The sequence below is a fragment of the Streptomyces pseudovenezuelae genome (assembly GCF_001513955.1).
Taxonomy (GTDB): Bacteria; Actinomycetota; Actinomycetes; order Streptomycetales; family Streptomycetaceae; genus Streptomyces; species Streptomyces pseudovenezuelae.
The window spans coordinates 75,173-96,201 of sequence record NZ_KQ948149.1 but is presented as its reverse complement, the minus strand read 5'-3'; the positions used below and the strand labels follow the sequence as shown (position 1 = coordinate 96,201).

At 70.4% G+C, this 21,029-nt stretch carries 16 protein-coding genes; 4 read left to right on the top strand and 12 right to left on the bottom strand.

What is annotated here, in order from left to right; all coding sequences use genetic code 11:
• The 4 genes from AQI94_RS45740 to AQI94_RS24760 form a co-directional block, all read right to left on the bottom strand.
• Window positions 1–1,188: ABC transporter ATP-binding protein (locus tag AQI94_RS45740; protein WP_225890259.1), on the bottom strand; the 1,188-nt coding region annotated here is incomplete at its 3' end.
• 40 nt (window positions 1,189–1,228) lie between these two features.
• Window positions 1,229–1,987, bottom strand: coding sequence for an NUDIX hydrolase (locus AQI94_RS24770; RefSeq protein ID WP_031049259.1), 759 nt, complete (start codon window positions 1,985–1,987; stop codon window positions 1,229–1,231).
• A gap of 130 nt (window positions 1,988–2,117) precedes the next feature.
• Complete coding sequence (locus AQI94_RS24765) at window positions 2,118–4,028, bottom strand: glycogen debranching N-terminal domain-containing protein (protein WP_225890258.1); 1,911 nt, start codon at window positions 4,026–4,028, stop codon at window positions 2,118–2,120.
• Between the two features lie 674 nt (window positions 4,029–4,702).
• Complete coding sequence (locus tag AQI94_RS24760; RefSeq protein WP_031049262.1) at window positions 4,703–6,529, bottom strand: DUF4192 domain-containing protein; 1,827 nt, start codon at window positions 6,527–6,529, stop codon at window positions 4,703–4,705.
• A 141-nt stretch (window positions 6,530–6,670) separates the two neighbouring features.
• Between AQI94_RS24760 and AQI94_RS24755 the strand changes: the two genes are divergently transcribed.
• A complete protein-coding gene (locus AQI94_RS24755) occupies window positions 6,671–8,842 on the top strand; it encodes a RecQ family ATP-dependent DNA helicase (RefSeq protein ID WP_031049264.1) in 2,172 nt (723 codons plus the stop codon).
• Window positions 8,843–9,136: 294 nt separating this feature from the next.
• Complete coding sequence (locus AQI94_RS24750) at window positions 9,137–9,769, top strand: hypothetical protein (RefSeq protein WP_031049266.1); 633 nt, start codon at window positions 9,137–9,139, stop codon at window positions 9,767–9,769.
• Between the two features lie 222 nt (window positions 9,770–9,991).
• On the opposite strand, the gene AQI94_RS24745 is transcribed toward AQI94_RS24750, so the two are convergent.
• The 3 genes from AQI94_RS24745 to AQI94_RS24735 all read right to left on the bottom strand — a co-directional run bounded on the left by AQI94_RS24745 (window position 9,992) and on the right by AQI94_RS24735 (window position 12,131).
• Window positions 9,992–10,657, bottom strand: a complete 666-nt coding sequence (locus AQI94_RS24745; RefSeq protein ID WP_079062564.1) for a hypothetical protein — start codon at window positions 10,655–10,657, stop codon at window positions 9,992–9,994.
• 68 nt (window positions 10,658–10,725) lie between these two features.
• Window positions 10,726–11,427, bottom strand: coding sequence for a ribonuclease HII (locus tag AQI94_RS24740; RefSeq protein WP_031052776.1), 702 nt, complete (start codon window positions 11,425–11,427; stop codon window positions 10,726–10,728).
• An 80-nt stretch (window positions 11,428–11,507) separates the two neighbouring features.
• The gene (locus AQI94_RS24735) at window positions 11,508–12,131 is read right to left on the bottom strand and encodes a TetR/AcrR family transcriptional regulator (protein WP_031052779.1); all 624 of its coding nucleotides are present in this window, start codon (window positions 12,129–12,131) and stop codon (window positions 11,508–11,510) included.
• Window positions 12,132–12,318: 187 nt separating this feature from the next.
• Between AQI94_RS24735 and AQI94_RS24730 the strand changes: the two genes are divergently transcribed.
• Window positions 12,319–13,866, top strand: a complete 1,548-nt coding sequence (locus AQI94_RS24730; RefSeq protein ID WP_031052782.1) for an MFS transporter — start codon at window positions 12,319–12,321, stop codon at window positions 13,864–13,866.
• A 272-nt stretch (window positions 13,867–14,138) separates the two neighbouring features.
• Here the strand turns inward: AQI94_RS24730 and AQI94_RS24725 are convergent, their stop codons facing one another.
• The 3 genes from AQI94_RS24725 to AQI94_RS24715 form a co-directional block, all read right to left on the bottom strand.
• Window positions 14,139–15,044, bottom strand: a complete 906-nt coding sequence (locus AQI94_RS24725) for an ADP-ribosylglycohydrolase family protein (RefSeq protein ID WP_062229938.1) — start codon at window positions 15,042–15,044, stop codon at window positions 14,139–14,141.
• A gap of 12 nt (window positions 15,045–15,056) precedes the next feature.
• Window positions 15,057–15,716: a histidine phosphatase family protein gene (locus AQI94_RS24720; protein ID WP_031043110.1), complete on the bottom strand. Its 660-nt coding sequence runs from the start codon at window positions 15,714–15,716 to the stop codon at window positions 15,057–15,059.
• Window positions 15,717–15,835: 119 nt separating this feature from the next.
• On the bottom strand, window positions 15,836–16,441 hold the full coding sequence (locus AQI94_RS24715) for a YdbC family protein (RefSeq protein WP_031043106.1): 606 nt from the start codon (window positions 16,439–16,441) through the stop codon (window positions 15,836–15,838).
• A 121-nt stretch (window positions 16,442–16,562) separates the two neighbouring features.
• Between AQI94_RS24715 and AQI94_RS24710 the strand changes: the two genes are divergently transcribed.
• On the top strand, window positions 16,563–17,114 hold the full coding sequence (locus AQI94_RS24710) for a TerD family protein (protein WP_225890257.1): 552 nt from the start codon (window positions 16,563–16,565) through the stop codon (window positions 17,112–17,114).
• Between the two features lie 4 nt (window positions 17,115–17,118).
• Here the strand turns inward: AQI94_RS24710 and AQI94_RS24705 are convergent, their stop codons facing one another.
• Complete coding sequence (locus AQI94_RS24705; protein ID WP_051832071.1) at window positions 17,119–17,826, bottom strand: DUF6215 domain-containing protein; 708 nt, start codon at window positions 17,824–17,826, stop codon at window positions 17,119–17,121.
• Between the two features lie 152 nt (window positions 17,827–17,978).
• On the bottom strand, window positions 17,979–20,879 hold the full coding sequence (locus AQI94_RS24700) for a vitamin B12-dependent ribonucleotide reductase (protein ID WP_031043096.1): 2,901 nt from the start codon (window positions 20,877–20,879) through the stop codon (window positions 17,979–17,981).
• Between the last annotated feature and the right edge of the window lie 150 nt (window positions 20,880–21,029).

Sequence of the window (21,029 nt, the reverse complement as noted above, 5' to 3'; positions counted from 1 at the left end):
GGAGGCGATGGCAGGACCCAGAGCGGTGTCACCGCTTCCCACGGCCGGGCCGCTGCGGGCGTCTGGACTGCCGTGTGCCGCCTGGTCGCCGGGCACTGTCCGGTCGGCGGGCATCACCCGCTCACCGTGCGCGCACGAGCCACTTGACGATGCGGGGGTGTCGTGCGCCTGCCCTCCCCGCACTGCCACCCCGGCCACCCCGGCCTCCCCGACAACTTCCTTGCCGACGAGCTCGACGGGGTCCGCCCCTGTGCCGCCCGCCCGGGCGTCCTGTGCCGCTTCCGTGCTCTCTCCGGGGAACGGACCCGCACCGGGCCCCATGTCCCCGACCTCGTCGGCGAGTTGATGAACCAGGACGCCGTGCCGGAAGGCCGTCTCGCCGACGTCGGCACATGTACTGCCGTACACGGACAGGCGGTTGCCGCCTTCCCGGACGACTTCGACGGAACGGTGTGCCGTGCGGGCCTCTTTGCCGAGCAGGGCGGCGAGGCGGGCGGCATGGGGGGTGCGGACGGCGACCCGGGGACGGAGCCTGGTGCGGGCGAACTCCGCGGCCGCCTGGTCCGCGACGAGCCTGCCTTGCTCAAGTGTGATGACGTGATCTGCGGCGCGCGCGGCCTCTTTGGGCTCGGCCGTGGTGAAAAGGACCGTGCCGCCCTGGGCGGCGTGCGCGCGCAGCATGCCGTGCAGCCAGCGGCTCTCACGAGCGGAGAGTCCGTCGGCTGGAGCGTCCAGCACGAGTGTGTGCGGGTCGGGCAACAGGGCGCAGGCCAGGCCCAGGCGGCGGTCCATGCCACGCGACAGGGTGCCGAGCCGCTCGTCGCGCAGGCTGACCAGGCCCACCACTTCGAGCACTTCGTCCGCGCGCCGGACCGGGACGCCAGCCGCGGCGCACAGCATGCGCAGATGTCCGCGGACCGTGCGTGCGGGATGGCCGGGCACCTCGCCCATGAGTACGCCGACCTCGCGCGAGGGGTGTGCGATGCGATGCAGTGGGCGGCCCTTGAAGTAGGTCAGGCCACGGCCCTGTTGGAGTTCGAGCATCAGTCTGAGCGCCGTTGTCTTACCCGCGCCCGACGTTCCGAGGAGCGCGGTGACGCGGCCCGCTCGGGCTTCGAAGGACACGTCGTCGACCGCGGGCGGAAGGTCCTTGCGGGAATTGCTGGTCAGTCCGAAGGCCTGGATCACCCGTAGCAAGATAGCGCGTTATGTCCGGTTTTCGGGGCCGTCACACTTCGGGGCGCAACATCGGGGGGTTGAGAAGAGTGGCGCCGCCGGCCCGGAAGAGCTGGGCGGGGCGGCCACCCTGTCGCGTGGTGGTGCCGCCGGTGGGGACCAGGAATCCCGGTGTGCCCGTCACCTTGCGGTGGAAGTTGCGCGGGTCCAGTGCCACGCCCCACACGGCCTCGTAGACCCGGCGCAGCTCTCCGACGGTGAACTCGGGCGGGCAGAACGCGGTGGCCAGCGACGAGTACTCGATCTTCGAGCGCGCGCGCTCCACTCCGTCCGACAGGATCTGCGCATGGTCGAAGGCGAGCGGCGCGACCGGCTCACCGTCCCGGCCGTAGCCGCTCTGCTGCAACAGTTCCTCGACAGGCGCCCAGCGCGCGTTGCTGGCGTCACCGCCTGCCCTGGGGGCGGGCAGGTCGGGAGCGAGAGCGAGGTGGGCAACGCTCACCACGCGCATCCGGGGATCACGCTTGGGGTCGCCGTAGGTCGCGAGCTGTTCCAGGTGTGCTCCGTTGTCCTGGGCGGGAACGGCCGGGTCGTGGGCCCGCAGTCCCGTCTCCTCGGCCAGCTCGCGGGCAGCGGCCTGCGCCAGATCCTCATCGGCCCGTACGAAACCGCCGGGAAGCGCCCAACGCCCCTGGAACGGCGGCTCGCCCCTGCGTACCGCGAGCGCGCACAGGGCGTGACGGCGCACGGTCAGCACGACCAGGTCCACAGTGACGGCGAAGGGCGGAAAGGCTGACGGGTCGTAGGGCATGCGGCGATCATAGTCGTCTGCCTGACGATAAACACTCCCTTCGCGGGCGGCAGCGGCAACTGATCCACTGGCGTCCGACCAGTTCGCGACCTCCCTTGCCCGCTTCTGCCGGAAACGGCGTCGTTCGAGGTCACGTCCCCAGTTGCAACCCTTCGGCAGCCTCCTCGACCATGGCGAGCCCGAGTCTGCTGACCCGTACCGAGAACGGGGCCCCCGCGATCCTCAGCCCGGTCAGACCGAGCTCGCCGAGAGGTGCGCTGCGCACGGGGCGCAGTGTGACCGTCCCCGCCGGGACGTCGGGGCGGATTCCCGCGAGAGCGCTCAGCAGGAGGACCCCGGTGGCCGCCGCCGTGGCGGCCGGACGGCAGGCAGCCGGGTGGGGAACAGGAGCGCTCCCGTCGGTACGTTGCTCACCCGCGTACATCTCGGGGAGCCGGTGGCCGAAGGCCTCGGCCGCGGCCAACAGGCCCCGCAGGAGCGAGCCGGCCTCCTTCTCGTACCCGGCGGTGGCCAGGCCCGCGACGGCGACGGCCGTCTCGTGGACTCTGACGGCACCGGTGCGATGGCCGAACGGGTTGTATCCCGCCTCTTTCGTGCCCAGTCCGCGCAGCCCCCAGCCCGAGTCCATGGCCGGGCTCCCAAGCAGCCGGGCCAGCTGTTCGGTCTGCACCCTGTCCAGCAGGCCGGGCGCCTGTTCGCCCCCGCCCAGCAGTCCGGTGTCCAGGAGGTGGACCGTCGCGGCGCCGAGGTGCGGCACCAGGCGTCCGTCGGGGGCCCGAGCGGCCGCCGGTCGGCCACCGCTGCGGTCCTCGACCCAGAAGTCCTCTCGGAAGGCCGTGCGCAGTTCGCGGGCCCACTGCCGCAGCGCGGCTCCTCCGGGTCTGTCGAACGCGTCGAGCAGATCGGCGCCGAGGACGGCCGCGCGATGCGCGTGCGCCTGTGTCTCACAACGGACGGGGCCGCCGGGCTGTGGGTCGCACAGATACGTCCCCTCCCCTACGGCAGCCCGCAGCCAGCCCAGGCATCGTTCGGCCGCCGGGAGCAGCTGTTCCGTGTCCTGCGGCGAGAGCCCCCACCGGAAGGCCTCCGCGAGGAGAGCGGGGAAGAGCAGGGTTGCCTCGGTACCCGTACAACAGGCTGGGAGGTGGGCGCCCGCGTCCCGGCGCGGCCCGGGGATCATGCCGGACTGCGCTGTCTGCGCGGGGAGTTGGGTGCGCGCGAGGGTGCGGAGCGTGCCCGCGGCCAGCCGGGTGCCGAGCGGCAGCGTCATTCGGGCCGCGACGAGCGCGTCGGCCGGTGCCAGGCCACAGCGCCAGGGGGCCCCGGCCGCGAGGTGGCTGTCGGTGGGGTGGGCAGGGTCTCTCAGCAGTAGGGACTGGAGATCGTCGATGCTCGTGCGCAGGAGCGGCTGGACCGCGGGGTGGTCTCCCGTCGCGCGGGCGGGGGCCAGGGGGCTGGTCGCCGCTCGACCCACGGCCCGGACGGGGCCCGCTCCCTCCAGACGTACCCGCAGTTCCAGGCCGACGCTGCCGCCGGGAGGCAGGTCGAACTCCCAGCGCAGCAGGCCTGCCGACGCGAGGGCGTCGGCGGGTGGGGGGTCGGCCGTGACCGATGCCCCGCCGGCGGCGCAGGACCAGCGCAGGCCGGAGTCGTGGACGATGGCGGGCAGTTCGGGTCCCGTTCGACCCGCGGCGACAGCGCCCAGATCCGCCAGATCCGTACCGAGTGCCACCTCCACCGGCAGTCGCAGCGGGCGGGCGGCGGCGCTGTGCAGCATGATGCGTTCCGTCCCGTCCGCGTGGCGGGTGCGCTCCACGATGACGTCAGGGTCCGGGCCTGCGCCCTGGGAGCCGTGCGTGGTGGCCACGAAGCGTGCGCGATCCGCCGAGGTCGTCCGGGCCTGGACCGCCACTGGCTCACGGCCGGCGACACGGATCTGGCACCGGGAGAGCACGCGCCGGCCTGCGCGGTAGAAGCCCTCCAGCCCCTGACCGGTCAACTGCCCTTGGTCCGTGGAAATGGCGAGACCCGGGAGCGCCACGCAAATGATGACCGAGTGCGCGGGGGGAAGCACGGCCGGGCCGCGATGGGCCGGGGAGGGGGGCTGTGTCTGCCTGGCAGGCACGGGTGAAAGAGGGCGTGCAGGACGGTTCGCGGTCGGAGGCGGAGTCCGGCCCTGCCTCGTCGGCGTCGGCGTCAGTGTCTGCGGGCGTCGTACGGGCTCCGTGGGCGGAACCGGGTCCCGGTCCCACGACAGTGAGGGCGCGGTGTCCTTCGGCTCCTGTTCCGGAGTCGGCTTGCTGCGGTGTTCCGCCGCCCCCGAGGTGTGCCGGGTGCCGCTCGGAAACCTTGGTTCGGGCATGCCGGTGTCCATGGCCCGCAGCGGCGGACCGGCGCTTGCTTTCCAGACCGGCGTCGGCGCGCCGAGGGCGGCGCGGCCGTCGTCGGCGGAGGGCGGAGTCGGCTGATACAAGAGACGCTTCCTCTGCACTCTGCGCGGCCCGGGCGTGTTCGGCGCCCGGTGCTGGGCTGCTGAAGGGCATGGGCGATGCGGCGGTACGGTCCGGTAGGGGGTTCCGCCACTCAGGTGAACGGGACGGGCCTGTTCGGGGTCACGCCCACGGGCCCGGAAGCCGACCGAATGGCGGCAGGCCAGGGCCGTCACTCGACGGCACAGGTGTGACCATCCTCGTGCGGCACGCTTCGAGCGGCCACTCATCGCTTTTCCTCGGTGGCCTCGCCCTCGGGCCGCGTGCTCTCGGGGCCGTGGGCGTCGGCCTTGCCCGCGGTGCGGCGGACGGTGCCGGGACGGGTACCGCGGGCCGGCCGGGAGCGTGGGCGGGATTCCTCGACGCGGGGCTGTCGCCCCACCGACTCGACGGGACGGGGCAGGGCATCGGCGCGAGCGCCGGGACGCACCCGCTTGCGTCGGCGGGAGGCCGTAGGCGCTGGCGTGGGCGGATTCCGGTCGGCCCCGGACGGGCACGGCGGCAGTGTGCCTTCGGTGTGGGACGGAGACACGGCCAGCGCGTCCGCGGGGACCCCGGGCAGATCCATGGTCCCGTCGCCAGTGGGCGGGGATGACGGCTGGCTCCCGTCATCGCCGGACACGTTCAACTCCGTCATGTTCTCGGTCGGTTCCGCCAACGCCGTCACGTCCTCGGTCGGTTCCGCCAACGCCGTCATGTCCTCGTTCGGTTCCGCGTCGGCGGACTGAGCGGCCTCCGACCGCGCGCGTGCGTCGCGCCCCTCGCGCTCTGCCCGCAGGCAGCGACGGATGGATTCCGGGTCGAGTCCCTCGTTGCAGGCCTGGTGCAGGAGGCGGGCGAAGAGATAGCTGGGATCTGCGCCCAGTGCCATGGCCAGCGCCTCCCTGGCCTCGATCTCGTCGCCCGCGGACCAGGCCACCCATCCGGCGAGGGTGAGCGGTGCCGCCGCGTGCTCGCCATAGGGTCCGACGCACCGGCGGGCCAGTGCGCGCCACAGACGCAGAGCCGGTCCGGCTTCCTCCGCTTCCATCCATTCCGCCGCGCGGTCCCGGGTCGTGCGGTCCTGCAGACCGAGGATGAGTTCCGCCGCGTCTTCGTGCCCCAGCAGTTCGTCGTCGCGCAGGTCGGCCTGGAGCGGGCCCGACACCGGCGCTGCCTCGGCGAAGCGTGCCATGGTGCTGCGGGCCAGGCGCAGCGTCCTCTCGGCCACGTCCACCCGGCTCGCCTGGTCGAGCATCCTGGGGACCAGGGCCATGCCGGCGGTGTCCAGCGCGACCTCCTGTTCCAGCGCGGCCGCGGTCTCCCAGGGCTGCAGCCTGGCCCTCAGTTCGCGCAGCGTCCCGCGCACCTGCAGTCCGGCGTACGTGGCAGCGGCGGCGAGCACCGATGTGCCGGGCAGACCCATCGGGAGTCCCTGCGCAGGGCAGCAGTTTTCGCTCGGGCAGCAGTACGACCAGTAGCGGCCGTCGGAGATGCACAACGCCTCGATCACGGGAACGTCGAGCCGGCCGCACTCCGTGCGCAGCAGGCCTGCGAGCGGGGCGAGCCGTTCCGTGATCTGCCTGCCTGTCTCGCCGGCCCCCGGCTCCTGGCAGAGGTAGGCGACCATCTGCTCCGGGCGGGCGCCCCGGCGCTCGCTGCCGGTGATCAGCCCGTGGGCCAGCTGCCGGGCGACGGCCGGCCAGTCGTCCTTGTTGGCGGGAATGCCCAGCCGGGCCCGCCCTCCGAACCGGCCGCGGCCGCCCCGGTCGTGCAGGGCGACCAGAACGATGCTGTCCTCGGGCCGGTACCCGAGGAGGTAGGGCAGGGCGTCGGCCAGCTCGCCCGGGGTGCGCAGGGTGACCTGGTGTGCGGCGCCGTGTGCGTCGAACCCGACGCGGTCGCCGATCCCCGGGCCGTCGCTGTCCCGCCCGTTGCCCTTCCGGCCGATACCGCTCCGGCCGTCGCCGTTCCGTCCGGTGCTGTTTCGGCCGTTGCCGTTGCGTCCGTCGCTGTTGTGCCCGCGGTCGTTGCCGTTCGCCGCGGGTCCTGTCGTTTCGCTGTGGTTCGTCATGCGCCGACGATCTCGCGGATCTCGCGGTTCCGTTTGGGCCTGTGGATAAGTCCGATCAGGGGCACGACAAGCCCGTCCCAGTCATCCACAGCCGGGCCGCCGAGACGTCCCGCTGTCGGAGGCGTCCTGTTGTATGGGGGCATGACGCACACGAGCAAGACGGAGTTGCGCGAGGCCGCCGACCGGATCCTCGTCCGGCTCGTCGGGGACAGCACCGGATCGGCGCAGCTGCGAGAGGACCAGTGGCGGGCGATCGAGGCGCTGGTCGCCGACAAGCGCCGGGCCCTGGTCGTACAGCGCACGGGATGGGGCAAGTCCGCGGTGTACTTCGTGGCGACGGCCCTGCTGCGCGAGCGCGGCGCCGGTCCGACCGTGATCGTCTCTCCGCTGCTCGCGCTCATGCGCAACCAGGTCGAGGCCGCCGCCCGGGCCGGTATCCACGCCCGGACCATCAACTCCTCCAACCCCGAGGAGTGGGAGACCATCCGCGCCGAGGTCGCCGCGGGCACCGTGGACGTGCTGCTGGTGAGCCCCGAGCGGCTCAACAACCCGGACTTCCGCGACAACGTCCTGCCTGAACTCTCGGCCGCCACCGGCCTGCTCGTCGTCGACGAGGCGCACTGCATCTCCGACTGGGGCCACGACTTCCGCCCCGACTACCGGCGGCTGCGCACCATGCTCACCGACCTCCCGCACGGGGTGCCGGTGCTGGCCACCACGGCCACGGCCAATGCCCGGGTCACCGCAGACGTGGCGGAGCAGCTGGGCACCGGCACCAGTTCGGACGCACTGGTCCTGCGCGGTCCGCTCGACCGCGAGAGCCTGAGCCTCGGCGTGCTCCAACTGCCCGACGCCGCCCACCGGCTGGCCTGGCTCGCCGATCATCTCGACGACCTGCCGGGCTCCGGCATCATCTACACGTTGACGGTGGCCGCCGCCGAGGAGATCACCGCCTTCCTCCGGCAGTGCGGGCACACCGTCGCCTCGTACACGGGAAAGACCGAGAACGCCGAACGCCAGCAGGCCGAGGAAGCCCTCCTCGCGAACAAGGTCAAAGCGCTGGTCGCCACCTCCGCGCTCGGCATGGGGTTCGACAAGCCCGACCTGGGATTCGTCGTCCATGTCGGTTCGCCCTCCTCCCCCATCGCCTACTACCAGCAGGTCGGCCGCGCGGGACGTGGTGTCGAGCACGCGGAGGTGCTGCTCCTGCCCGGCCGTGAGGACGAGGCGATCTGGTCCTACTTCGCCTCCGTCGCGTTCCCGCCCGAGGAAGCCGTACGGCGCACCCTGGACGCCCTCGCCCGGGCGGACCGGCCACTGTCGCTGCCCGCGCTGGAACCGCTGGTGGAGCTCAATCGCACCCGCTTGGAGATCATGCTCAAGGTGCTGGACGTGGACGGCGCGGTCCACCGGGTCAAGGGCGGCTGGATCGCCACCGGAACACCCTGGTCGTACGACGCCGAGCGCTACGCCTGGGTCGCCAAGCAGCGCGCCACCGAACAGCAGGCCATGCGTGACTACGCCACCACCACGGGCTGCCGTATGGAGTTCCTGCGGCGGCAGTTGGACGACGAGCAGGCGGCTCCCTGCGGTCGCTGCGACAACTGCGCCGGACCCCGTTTCACCGCCGCCATCTCCGCTGACGCCCTGGACACGGCGGGCGGCTCGCTCTCCCGCGCCGGTGTCGTGGTGGACCCCCGCCGCATGTGGCCCACAGGCCTCCCGGCCATCGGTGTCGACCTCAAGGGCCGTATTCCGCCCGGCGAACAGGCCATGCCGGGCCGGGCGCTCGGACGACTGTCCGACATCGGCTGGGGCAACCGGCTCCGGCCGCTGCTCGCGCCCCAGACTCCGGACGCCCCCGTCCCCGACGACGTGGCCAACGCCGTCGTGACCGTCCTGGCCGATTGGGCCAAGTCGCCCGACGGCTGGGCCTCCGGCGCCCCCGACGCACCGGCCCGCCCTGTCGGGGTGGTCACCCTTCCCTCGCGCGGCCGGCCGCAGCTGGTGCACTCGCTGGGCAGCCGGATCTCCGCCGTCGGCCGCCTCCCGTTCCTGGGCTCCCTCGCCTACACGGACCACACGGCCGACCTGGCCCTGCCCCGCTCCAACAGCGCTCAGCGACTGCGGGCCCTGCACGGGGCGATCGTCGTACCTCCACCCTTGCGGGAAGCGCTGCAGGCAGCCGCAGGTCCCGTCCTGCTCGTCGACGACATGACCGAGACCGGCTGGACCCTCGCCGTCGCCGCCCGACTGCTGCTGCGGTCGGGCGCCCAGGGCGTGCTGCCTCTGGTGCTGGCCGTACGGGGCTGAGCAGGCACCGCAGCCGGCAGAACTCGAGGCCCGCGTGCGCACGCGGGCCTCGAAGGGCCGGACTCGGGGGCCCCCGGCGTCGCCCGCTAAAACACTGGGTAGGGATATAAGCCACGAACAGCCTGATTCGGGTCGGTGGACCCAATTGCTCGTTGCCGCAACCAAGTTCGACAGGAAGAATTGAGGTCCGCTCCCCGCACGGCTTGCCCGTAGACCGGTAGGGCTTTGCTGCGGTGCGCGCTCCCCCGAATCCGACCCCGCCCGCCGTATGGGCGCGTAGCCGAAGGGAGGACCGTGACCTTCGGATTCGCTCCGTCCTCCGCGGCGTCCACGTCGTCAGCCGACCTGTCCGCCGCATCCGCCAACCCTCTGGCCCGTCTGCTCGAACCCGCCGAGTGGGCCGAGGCCGGCATCCCGCTGCTGCGCAATCCGCGCGAGGTCGTCAGCGGGCTGCACTCACGGCACCGTCCCAAACCGGCGACCGCGATCGTGGCGGTCCTCGATCCGGACGAACGGCTGCGCGCGAGCGCCTCGTTCACCCGCCGCCCGGCACCGGCCGACGGCTGGATGTTCCGGAACACGCTGCTGGCCCAGCTGCGCCGGGTGATCCCGCACGACCTGCGACGCCGCACCCCCGTGCGCACCGCCGTGCTGCTCTACTGCCGTGAGGGCGACGCGCGTTGGACGGAGGAGGACGGCGCGTGGATGTGGGGGCTGCGGGACGCCTGCACCCTGCACGGGCTGCGCTGCGGGGCGTACATCACGCTGACGCGTGACGGATGGCAGGTGCTCGGCGAGGGACGCGGCGGACGCAGGCCCAACGCGGACTCGGCGCCGGAGCCCTTCGCCACGTCCGAGTCACCGCCTCTGCTCCCGCGCACCGGCGGCGCCGCCTCGGAGGTCCTGCGCCGCGCCGCGGCCCGCTGAAGCCGAGTCCGCCTCGATGTCGTTCTTCGGCCGTACGTCAGTGACGTACGGCCCACGACGTCGTGGCGCACCGGGTGCGCGTCCTGCTGACGCGGCGTGGGGCGGAGTTGGAGCCGGATCTCCGCCCACACGCGGGCATGCTTGAGGGCTCACCGTGCAGCTACCGCGCGGGACGGCACCTCTACTCGCCCCCGGTGCCCTTCCGAACGTGCCGAGACCGGCTCAGACGCCGGCGCCCAGTACCGAGTTGATCTGCTGCGGGTCCCCGCAGACGATCAGCAGGGCACCGGCCCGGGCGTGGGCCAGGGGCAGGGCCTCGGCGACAGCCGCGGCGGAGCCGCCGTTGACGGCGACCACGACGACCGGACGGGACGCGGCACGCGAGGCCGAGGTGGCCTCCGCGTAGAACACGTCGTCACCGGCGTCGTGCTGGGCCCAGTAGGCGGTGTCGCCGAAGGACAGCTCATGGGCGGCCCACGGATGCTGTTCACCGGTGGTGATCACCAGCACCTCACCGGGGGCACGACCGGACTCCAGCAGCAGGTCTACGGCTTCCTCGGCAGCGTCCAGCGCACCGGCGGCCGAGGCCGGGATGAGCTGGATCTGCGGGGCCGCCGAAGCCGCGACGGGAGCCGGGACCGGAGTCGGGGCGGAGGTGGCAGGGGCGACGGGGCCCGGCACAGCGGGCTTGGCCACGGCCACATCGTGCGGCGTCCGCTGCACCGGCGGCGCGGGCCGCAGCGGGCCGGGACGACCGGGGCGCGGCGGAGCCGCGGGGCGTGGACCGGGTACGGGACGGGGGGTCGGCGCGATACGGCCGCTGGCCGGAGTGGCGCGGGGACCCTGGGCACTCTCGTGAATCTGAGGCTCCTCGGGAATGAGAGGCATGGGCTGATATCTATCAAACGTTGGTGCGGCTCGCGTCAGCGGGTGGCACATCAGTGCGAGCGGAATCGTCAGAAATCGAAGCCGAGCTGGCCCTCGATCGCCGGAACGCTTCCGTCCGCCCAGGTGCGGGCCTTCTTGAGGTGCCGCCACTGAGGCAGCGCATCAAGATACGCCCACGACAACCGGTGGTACGGGGTGGGGCCCCGGACCTCCAGCGCGGCCTTGTGCACGGGTGAGGGATACCCGGCGTTGGCCGCAAAACCGAAGTCTGCATGGTCGATACCCAGTTCGGCCATCATTTTGTCGCGCTGAACCTTGGCGATCACCGAAGCCGCCGCGACCGCGACACAGGACTGGTCGCCCTTGATCACGGTCCGGACCTTCCAGGGCGTTCCGAGATAGTCGTGCTTCCCGTCGAGGATCACCGCGTCCGGCCGGACGGGAAGTGCCTCCAGGGCGCGCACGGCGGCGGTCCGGAGGGCGGCCGTCATCCCCATGTGGTCGATCTCCTCCGGAGACGCGTGACCCAGGGCGTACGACGTCACCCATGTCCGCAGTTCCTCGGCGAGTTCGGTGCGGCGTTTGACGCTGAGCAGCTTGGAGTCGGTGAGGCCTTGGGGCGGTCGGCGCAGTCCGGTGACCGCCGCGCAGACGGTGACAGGGCCGGCCCAGGCGCCTCGCCCCACCTCGTCGACACCGGCGATGATCTTCGCTCCGGTCGTGGCACGAAGAGAGCGCTCGACGGTGTGAGTAGGCGGTTCGTACGGCATGGCGCCCTTAGCGTACGCCGTTCGGATCACCCTGCGACACCCGGTTCCCCGTACGGAGTCGAGACGTCCACGCAGAGCGCTCACGGCCCGCTCGACCGCAGCAGCGGCAACATGAACTGGTCGATCATCTCTTCGACATCCTGGTCACCCCATTCGCTGCCGCGCATCTTGGAGCGGTACATCATCATGGCGGGCATGGCATCGAAGACATAGTCGTTCGCCGCGTCGGGGCGCACCTCTCCCCGCTCTATGCCACGGGTGATGATCTCGCGCAGGAGCTTGACGCTCGGCTCCACGACTCCGTTGAAGATCACGGCATGGAAGCGCTCCGCCTGAGCCTGGTCGCATTCGTGAATGACAGAGCGCAGCGCGAAGCCGGGGCGCGAGAACATCGCGGCGCGCGCCTGACGGCACAGCTCGAGCAGATCCTCGCGCACACCGCCGAGGTCGGGGGCCTCCTCGAACCGTGGCAGTCCGGCCCGAAGGGCGTCCGCGACGAGGTCCTCCTTGGACGGCCAGCGGCGATAGACCGCGGCCTTGCCGGTCTGAGCTCCGGCGGCGACACCCTCCATCGTGAGGCCGTTCCAGCCGACCGTGCTGAGCTGCTCCAGCGCGGCATCGAGAATCGCACGCTCCAGCACGGCGCCGCGCCGACGGAGGGAGGCCGTCTGAGCGGGGGCGGCCGTCCAGCGCGAGGTAACCATCTGAGTGTCTCCAGCGAACAGGGAAGCGGGGGTTTCGGGGAGGGACGGGACACCGCGCGGCGACACAGGGGGACACGCCACGCGCCAACAAACTTAAGTGAACGCTTGCGTTCACTACTGGGGACTCACTACCGTTGACGCAACAGTGAACGCGACCGTTCACTAACGCGCTTGTGGGGGACCCATAGTGACAACCTCTCAGTTGATCAACGATCAGAAACCAGGTGCGGCCCGCCGGGCAGGGCGACCGGGCATCGCACTCGCCGTCATCGCGGCCTGCCAACTCATGGTGGTACTCGACGCGACGATTGTGAACATCGCGCTGCCGCACATTCAAGACGCTCTCGAGTTCAGCACCACCGACCTCACCTGGGTCGTCAGCGCCTACACGCTCACCTTCGGCGGCCTGCTGCTTCTGGGCGGTCGCGCGGGTGACATCCTCGGGCGCCGCCGGGTCTTCATGACCGGCATCCTGCTGTTCACCTTCGCCTCGCTGCTCGGCGGCCTCGCCCAGGAACCCTGGCAGCTGCTGGCCGCCCGTGTTCTGCAGGGCGTGGGTGGCGCGATCGCGTCGCCGACCTCGCTGGCACTGATCACCACCACCTTTCCCGAAGGACCCGAGCGGAACCGGGCCTTCGGTGTCTTCGCCGCCGTCTCCGCGGGTGGCGGTGCCATAGGCCTGCTGGCGGGAGGCATGCTCACCGAGTGGCTCGACTGGCGATGGGTGCTCTTCGTCAACGTGCCGATCGGCGTGCTGATCGCCGTGCTCACCCCGCTGTACATCAGCGAGTCGCAACGGCACAGCGGCCGCTTCGACATCGCGGGCGCCCTGACCTCCACAGGAGGCATGGCCCTGCTGGTCTACGGCTTCATCCGCGCCGCCGACGAGGGCTGGCGGGACAACCTGACCATCGGGTCCTTCGGCGTCGCCGTGGTACTCCTGCTCGCCTTCGCGTTCATCGAGTCGCGCGCCAAGGAGCCGATCACCCCCTTGCGGATGTTCGCCGACCGCAACCGCTCGGGCACGTACGTGATCATGCTGAGTCTCGCCGCCGCGATGTTCGGCATGTTCTTCTACATCGTGCTCTTCGTCCAGAACGTCCTGGACTACACCCCGATCGAGGCCGGTCTCGCCTTCCTGCCCGTGACCGTCGTCATCGCGCTGGGAGCGGGCCTGTCGCAGCGATTCCTGCCGGTGCTCGGCCCCAAGCCGTTCATGCTCGCCGGTTCGGCGCTCGCGGTGACCGGACTCGCCTGGCAGGCCCTCATCAGCTCCGACAGCTCCTACGTCGGCGGAGTTCTCGGCCCCATGCTGATCTTCGGCTTCGGCATGGGCCTGAACTTCGTGACGCTGACGATCACCGCCGTCTCCGGCGTCGCCCAGCACGAGGCCGGCGCCGCCTCCGGGCTGCTCAACACCACGCAACAGGTGGGCGGTTCGCTCGGCTTGTCCATCCTGACGACGGTGTTCGGGTCGGCCAGCAAGGACGAGGCGGAGAAGCAGGTGCCGCACTTCATGGCCGACGGCTCGGCGGAACAGAAGGCGGAGTTCGCCAAGACGCACCAACTGCCCGCCCCGTGGGGACACGAGGTGCTCGCCCAGGGCATCTCGTCGGGCTTCGTCGCAGCCGCCTCGATGGCCGTACTCGCCCTGGTCACTGCCTGGTTCGTGATCAAGGTACGCAAGAGCGACCTGGAGGCGCTCGCCGGCACGGCGGGTCCGGGTCTCGGCTGAGGGGGCCGAGCTCGCGATGAGCCGCGGATGGCCGGACCGGGTCCGGCGGATCGACGGCGAGGACCACAGTCCGGCCATCCGCACCAGAAGAACCGTGCTCAACAGGGCGAACATCGACCACCACCCCATGGCTGCACCCCCGCCCCTGTCACGCGCCTGCACACCGGCCCACCCGTCGCACGGCAACTGTCATGACAACGCACGGCCGGTTACGCAGAGTTCCCAGAGAACACGGAGAGTTTCGACGATATGCCTCGGTCCGGCACCGGCCGCTACTCCGGCACCCGCAACCACTCCGGAAACGCCTCGGTCCGGTCCACCCACTCGGCGGGCGGCGTCCCGGCCTTCCCTGCGGCGATCACGCCGCCCACGATGGCGCAGGTGGTGTCCACGTCCCCGCCGACCTGGGCGGTCGTCCAGAACGCCTCTTCGTAGTCGCCCAAGGACCGGGCGGCGGACCAGACAGCGAACGGCACGGTGTCGTGGGCCGTCGTACGGCGCCCGCATCCCAGCACGGCCGCCACGGTGGAGGCGTCGCCGTAGTCGAGCATGTCGCGGGCCCGTCTGAGGCCCGCGCCGACGGCACTCTTCGGGACGAGCGAGATGACGCCGTCCAGAAGCGCGCCGGGGCTGGGCGGACCGCCGGGGGCAGCGGCCAGCGCGGCGGCCGCGGCGACGGCCATGGCGCCGACGACCGCTTCCCGGTGCTGATGCGTCGGGTAGGCCGAGATCTCCGCCTGGTGGGTTGCCTGCTCCGGGTCGTCGGCGTAGAAGGCGCCGAGAGGCGCGATGCGCATCGCGGCCCCGTTGCCCCAGGAGCCCTGCCCGTTGAAGAGGGCCGCGGCGAGTTCACGCCAGTCACCGCCCTCGCGGACCAGCCGCAGCAGTCGGTTGACGGCGGGACCGTACCCCCGGTCGAAGTCGTGGTGCGCGGCGAAGGACTGGGCCAGGGCGTCCTGGTCGATGCGGTGGTGGGCGGCCAGGACGGCCACCACCGAGCAGGCCATCTCGGTGTCGTCCGTCCACTGCCAGTCGCCGGGCGGCAGCTCGCGGTTCTTCAGCAGGGGGTAGTTCACCGGTACGAAGAACTGCGAGCCCAGCGCGTCCCCCACGGCAAGGCCACGCAGACTGGCGAGGGCGCGGCTCAGGCGCCCGTCGGATGAGGAGTCAGCGGTCATCGGCCTGCCACTCTAATCGGTGATCCCGTACGGTTCCGGCTCACGCCAGCGCTGGAAGGGCCGGTCAAGGGCGTACTTGCCGTCGTCCCCGAGAACGAGCATCCGCATCTCCGCGTTCCCGGGATTCGCGAGCGACTCGAATTCGGCGACCGTCCAGTGGAACCAGCGCATGCAGAACAGCCGCATCGCCAGGCCGTGCGTCACGATCAGGACGTTCGGCGGATGATCGGGCGCCTCGAAGCTGCGGAACAGGCTCTCCAGGAAGCCGCCGACCCGGTCGTACACATCGGCCCCGGACTCGCCCTGCGCGAACCGGTAGAAGAAGTGCCCGTAGGCGTCGCGGTACGCCTTCTGCAGGCGCACGTCGTCGCGGTCCTGCCAGTTGCCCCAGTCCTGCTCCCGCAGCCGGGGTTCCTCACGCACGCGTATCAGTTCGGGATCCAGATGGAAGGCGCGAAGGGTCTCGTGGGTGCGACGGTACGGAGAGACGTACACACTGACCTGTTCGCGGCCCAGCACCTCTCGCAGCCGTTTCCCGGTCTCCTCCGCCTGCCGCCAGCCCCGTTCCGTCAGGGCCAGCGCGTGATCGGGTTCGCGTTCATACACGGTGTCATCAACATTGCCCGTTGACTCCCCGTGCCGGACAAGGACGATTCGCCGTGGTCGTGCCATGCCAAGACCCTAGATCGAGTGAGGGCGTATCGAGCACTCGTATGGCCTCCATACGGCGTAGGTCACACATTTCCCGCACCCTCGGCCCCGCCGAGCCGCGTGTCCGGTGAGTTCGGACATCAAACCGTCCAGGCGGGTTCGAGGTCCAGGATGTCGCCCGTGAGCGCGGCTACGTCGGCCTCGGTCTGCGCCCTCAGGATGAGGCGTTCCACCCGTTCGGTGCGGTACTTGCCGTGCTCGGCGGCCGACCGCCACATCGAGAGCACCAGGAACTCGTTCCCCGGAGCCTCGCCGAACAGGCCGCGGATCATGCCGGGCGAGCCGGCCATCGCCGGATTCCAGACCTTCTCCTGCATGAGGGTGAAGTGCTCCGCACGCTCCTCGTGGACGCGGCAGTGGGCGAACCGCACCAGGTCGGCGTCGGTGAAGCGTGGCTCGAAGCCCGTCTTCACGTCGAAGCGGTAGTCGAACAGTTTGACCTGGATGTCCTTGAACGTGCCGGACTGGGCCGCCGCGAGCCGGTCATGGGAACGCGCCATGAAGGAGTCGTAGAAGGAACGGCTCTCCCAGAAGGAGAAGATGTGCGCCACGCCCTGCCGTCCCCGGCTCCAGCCCCCGCCCTGTCCCCGAAACCCCGGCTCTCCCAGAAGCCCCGCCCACTTTCGCTGCCCCCGCTCGAACCCGCGGCGGTCCACCACGGTGCAGCGAATCCACTTGACCAGCACCGCGCCATGGTAAGGCCACGGAGGGTGGCGCCGGTCACGCTCGGCTGCAGAGGTGACCCACGAGTGACACACGCGCGTGGCAGGATGGACAACCGGTCCTGCCTGACCGGCAGTTCGGACCGTGGCCACAGGGGGAAGGGGAGATCTGGTGAGCGGCATCAACAAGGGGATCCGCAAGGTCGAGGTCGCGCTCAAGTGGGATCCGAGTCCGGCGGGGCAGCCGGCCACCGACCTGGACATCGTCGCGGCGACCTACGTGGCGGGCGATCCGTACGGCGATCCCGCCTATGTGGTGCACTTCGACAGCCGTTCCCCCGACGGCACCATCTATCTCAACCGGGACAGCAAGGACGGCAAGGGCTTCGGCTGGGACGAGGTCATGACCCTCGAACTCGACCGGCTGGACGCCCGGTACACGCGTGTGGTCGTCGGCGCCGTCATCCAGCAGCGCTCCGCGCACCGCACCTTCGTCGGCGTGCTCAATCCGGGCCTGCGCATACGGGAGGGCTACACGGTCCTGGCCGAGGACGACTTCGGCGCCGTCCTCGGCGCCACGGCCGCGAAGGTCGGGGAGTTCGTACGCCAGGAATCCGGCACCTGGGACTTCCACCCGGGGATCAGCGGCTTCGACGACGACCCCGCGACGTTCACCCGGAGCATGGGCCGGGCGTGACGTGTCAGCCGGCGGTCCAGCCCGGGACCGTCGGCAGCACCGTCTCGGCGACGCGGAGCAGCGCGAGGTCATCGGGCAGGACGTCGTCCTGACGCCATATGGAGACCTCGTAGAAGCCGCCGCCGTCCTTGGTGTCCTTGGCCACCAGCAGGCTGCGGGCGATCCCGCCGGGGCCGGTGTCGACCTTGCCCCCGCCGAGGTTGAACTTGAGGGCGATGGTCCGGTCCGAGTAGAGGACCGCCGGGTGCCCGCCTATGGTCCTGTTCTCCACCGACCTCCCCAGGAAGCCGGCCATCTCGGCCACCGGGATGTCGTCGTCGGACGTCGAGAGGTTCACGGTGTAGGTGGACAGCTGGACCTCCGCCTCGGGCGTGACGGTCTTGGTGCCGTCGGCCCAGTCGCCCACACTCTCCTTGCCACTGGCCGTCATCGCGTACTCGGTCGGAGTGCCGAGCAGTGTCGGCAGGTCCGCCCGGTTCAGCGCCGAGCACAACTGCACCCCTGAGACGGGCTTCGACGGCCGGGCGTCGTCCGAGGTGTGGCACTCGGCCGGTTCGGGGTCGCTGGACTTCTGCTGAAAGGTCCCTGACAACAAAAGGGCCGCGAGACCCCCGACCACCACCAGTGCCGCTATGGCCTGGCCCCACTCGTTCGAACCCTTCTCCGGCTCTCCCGCACCCGCTGCGGCATCGGCAATCTGCTGCTCAGCCATGTTCCCCGTGTCCCCCACGTTCCCCGCCCTGCTGTTCGCGCCGGTCATGCGCGGGGGGAGCCTAACGTGTGATCGTCCTGTGGAGAAACGGAAAAAACCGAAGGCGGTGCAGTCGGCATCCGACTGCACCGCCCTGGACGGCCTAGCTCACATCAGCTGCAACCGCTGGTGGAGCCACAACCCTCGCAGATGTAGCAGGAACCGGCCCGCTGCATCTTCGTACCGCAGGAGAAGCACAGCGGGGCATCGGCCTGGATACCCAGCTGCATCTCCACCAACTCGGCGCTGGTGTGGGCCTGCTGCGGGGCGGGCTTGGCCGCCTCGACCTCGGCACGCGGCGTGGCCACGGCCTTCAGCTCCTGGGTGCGCGGCGCCGACTGGGCGAGCCCCTCGACGTCGACCTCCTCCTCGGTCGGCTCGTAGGAGCCGGTCTCGAGGTGGCGCTGACGCTCCTCGGCGGAGTGGATGCCGAGCGCGGAGCGGGTCTCGAAGGGCAGGAAGTCGAGCGCCAGGCGGCGGAAGATGTAGTCGACGATCGACTGCGCCATCCGCACGTCCGGGTCGTCCGTCATGCCGGCCGGCTCGAAGCGCATGTTGGTGAACTTCGAGACGTACGTCTCCAGCGGCACGCCGTACTGGAGTCCGACGGAGACCGCGATGGAGAAGGCGTCCATCATGCCCGCAAGGGTGGAGCCCTGCTTGGACATCTTCAGGAAGACCTCGCCGAGACCGTCGTCCGGGTAGGAGTTGGCGGTCATGTAGCCCTCGGCGCCGCCGACCGTGAAGGACGTCGTGATGCCGGGACGGCCCTTCGGGAGGCGCTTGCGGACCGGACGGTACTCGATGACCTTCTCGACCGTCTCGCGGATGGTCGCCTCGGCCTTCTCCGTGACCTCGGTCTTCTCCTTCTCCTTGGTCTTGGCGGAGAGGGGCTGGCCGACCTTGCAGTTGTCACGGTAGATGGCGAGCGCCTTCACGCCCATCTTCCAGGCCTCGAAGTAGACCTCCTCGACGTCCTCGACGGTCGCCGTCTCCGGCAGGTTGACCGTCTTGGACAGCGCGCCCGAGATCCACGGCTGGATCGCGGCCATCATGCGGACGTGACCCATCGCGGAGATGGAGCGCTCGCCCATGGCGCAGTCGAACACCTCGTAGTGCTCGTGCTTGAGGCCGGGGGCGTCGATCACATTGCCGTTCTCGGCGATGTGGGCGACGATCGCCTCGATCTGCTCCTCCTGGTAGCCCAGGCGGCGCAGGGCCTGCGGGACGGTGCCGTTGACGATCTGCATCGAGCCGCCGCCGACCAGCTTCTTGAACTTGACCAGCGCGAGGTCGGGCTCAAGACCGGTGGTGTCGCAGGACATCGCGAGACCGATGGTGCCGGTCGGGGCGATGACGGACGCCTGGGCGTTACGGAAACCGTTCTTCTCGCCGATGCGCAGCACGTCCTGCCAGGCCTCCGTGGCGGCGGCCCAGATCGGCGTGTCGAGGTCGTCCATGCGGACGGCCTTGCCGTTCTCGTCGGAGTGCTGCTTCATGACCCGCAGGTGCGGCTGGGCGTTGCGGGCGTAGCCGTCGTACGGGCCGACGACCGCGGCGAGTTCGGCGGAGCGCTTGTACGAGGTGCCGGTCATCAGAGAGGTGATGGACCCGGCGAGGGCGCGGCCGCCGTCCGAGTCGTACGCGTGGCCGGTCGCCATCAGCAGAGCGCCGAGGTTGGCGTAGCCGATGCCGAGCTGGCGGAACGCGCGCGTGTTCTCACCGATCTTCTGCGTCGGGAAGTCCGCGAAGCAGATGGAGATGTCCATCGCGGTGATGACGAGCTCGACGACCTTGGCGAAGCGCTCGACCTCGAAGGACTGGTGGCCCTTGCCGTCGTCCTTCAGGAACTTCATGAGGTTCAGCGAGGCGAGGTTGCAGGACGTGTTGTCCAGGTGCATGTACTCGCTGCAGGGGTTCGAGCCGTTGATACGGCCGGACTCCGGGCAGGTGTGCCAGTGGTTGATGGTGTCGTCGTACTGGATGCCCGGGTCGGCGCAGGCCCACGCGGCCTCGGCCATCTTGCGGAACAGCGACTTGGCGTCGACCTCTTCGATGACCTCGCCGGTCATACGGGACGTCAGGCCGAACTTGCCGCCCTGCTCGACGGCCTTCATGAACGTGTCGTTCACGCGGACCGAGTTGTTGGCGTTCTGGTACTGGACGGACGTGATGTCGTCGCCGCCCAGGTCCATGTCGAAGCCCGCGTCGCGCAGGGCGCGGATCTTCTCCTCCTCCTTCACCTTGGTCTCGATGAAGTCCTCGATGTCGGGGTGGTCGACGTCGAGGATGACCATCTTGGCGGCGCGACGCGTGGCGCCGCCCGACTTGATGGTTCCCGCGGAGGCGTCGGCACCGCGCATGAAGGAGACGGGACCCGAGGCGTTGCCGCCCGAGGACAGCAGTTCCTTGGAGGAGCGGATGCGGGAGAGGTTCAGGCCGGCGCCGGAGCCGCCCTTGAAGATCATGCCCTCTTCCTTGTACCAGTCGAGGATCGACTCCATGGAGTCGTCGACGGCCAGGATGAAGCAGGCCGAGACCTGCTGCGGCTGGGGCGTACCGACGTTGAACCACACCGGGCTGTTGAAGCTGAAGATCTGGTGCAGGAGGGCATACGCCAGCTCGTGCTCGAAGATCTCCGCGTCGGCGGGCGAGGCGAAGTACTTGTAGTCCTCGCCGGCCTTCCGGTACGTCTTCACGATGCGGTCGATGAGCTGCTTGAGGCTCACCTCGCGCTGGGGGGTGCCGACGGCACCGCGGAAGTATTTGCTGGTGACGATGTTGACCGCGTTCACCGACCAGAAGTCGGGGAACTCGACGCCACGCTGCTCGAAGTTGACCGAGCCGTCGCGCCAGTTGGTCATGACGACGTCACGATGCGCCCATTCCACCTCGTCGTACGGATGCACGCCGGGGGTGGTGTGGATGCGCTCGATACGCAGGCCCTTGTTCGCAGTCGCCTTGGTGCCCTTGGCGCGGGAACTCCGTGCCGGACCGCTCGCCGTCTCTGTCATGCCGCCTCCCTGTACGGGCGTAAACGCCCTGAAGTGCCCCGTTGTTCCCGTGGCACGGTGTTCTGTCTGGTATTGCGGGCACCCACTCGCTACCGCCCGCAACAGGTCCTGGTTCGCCGCCGTCCGGCCGGCCCGGGGTCCTCGCCCGAC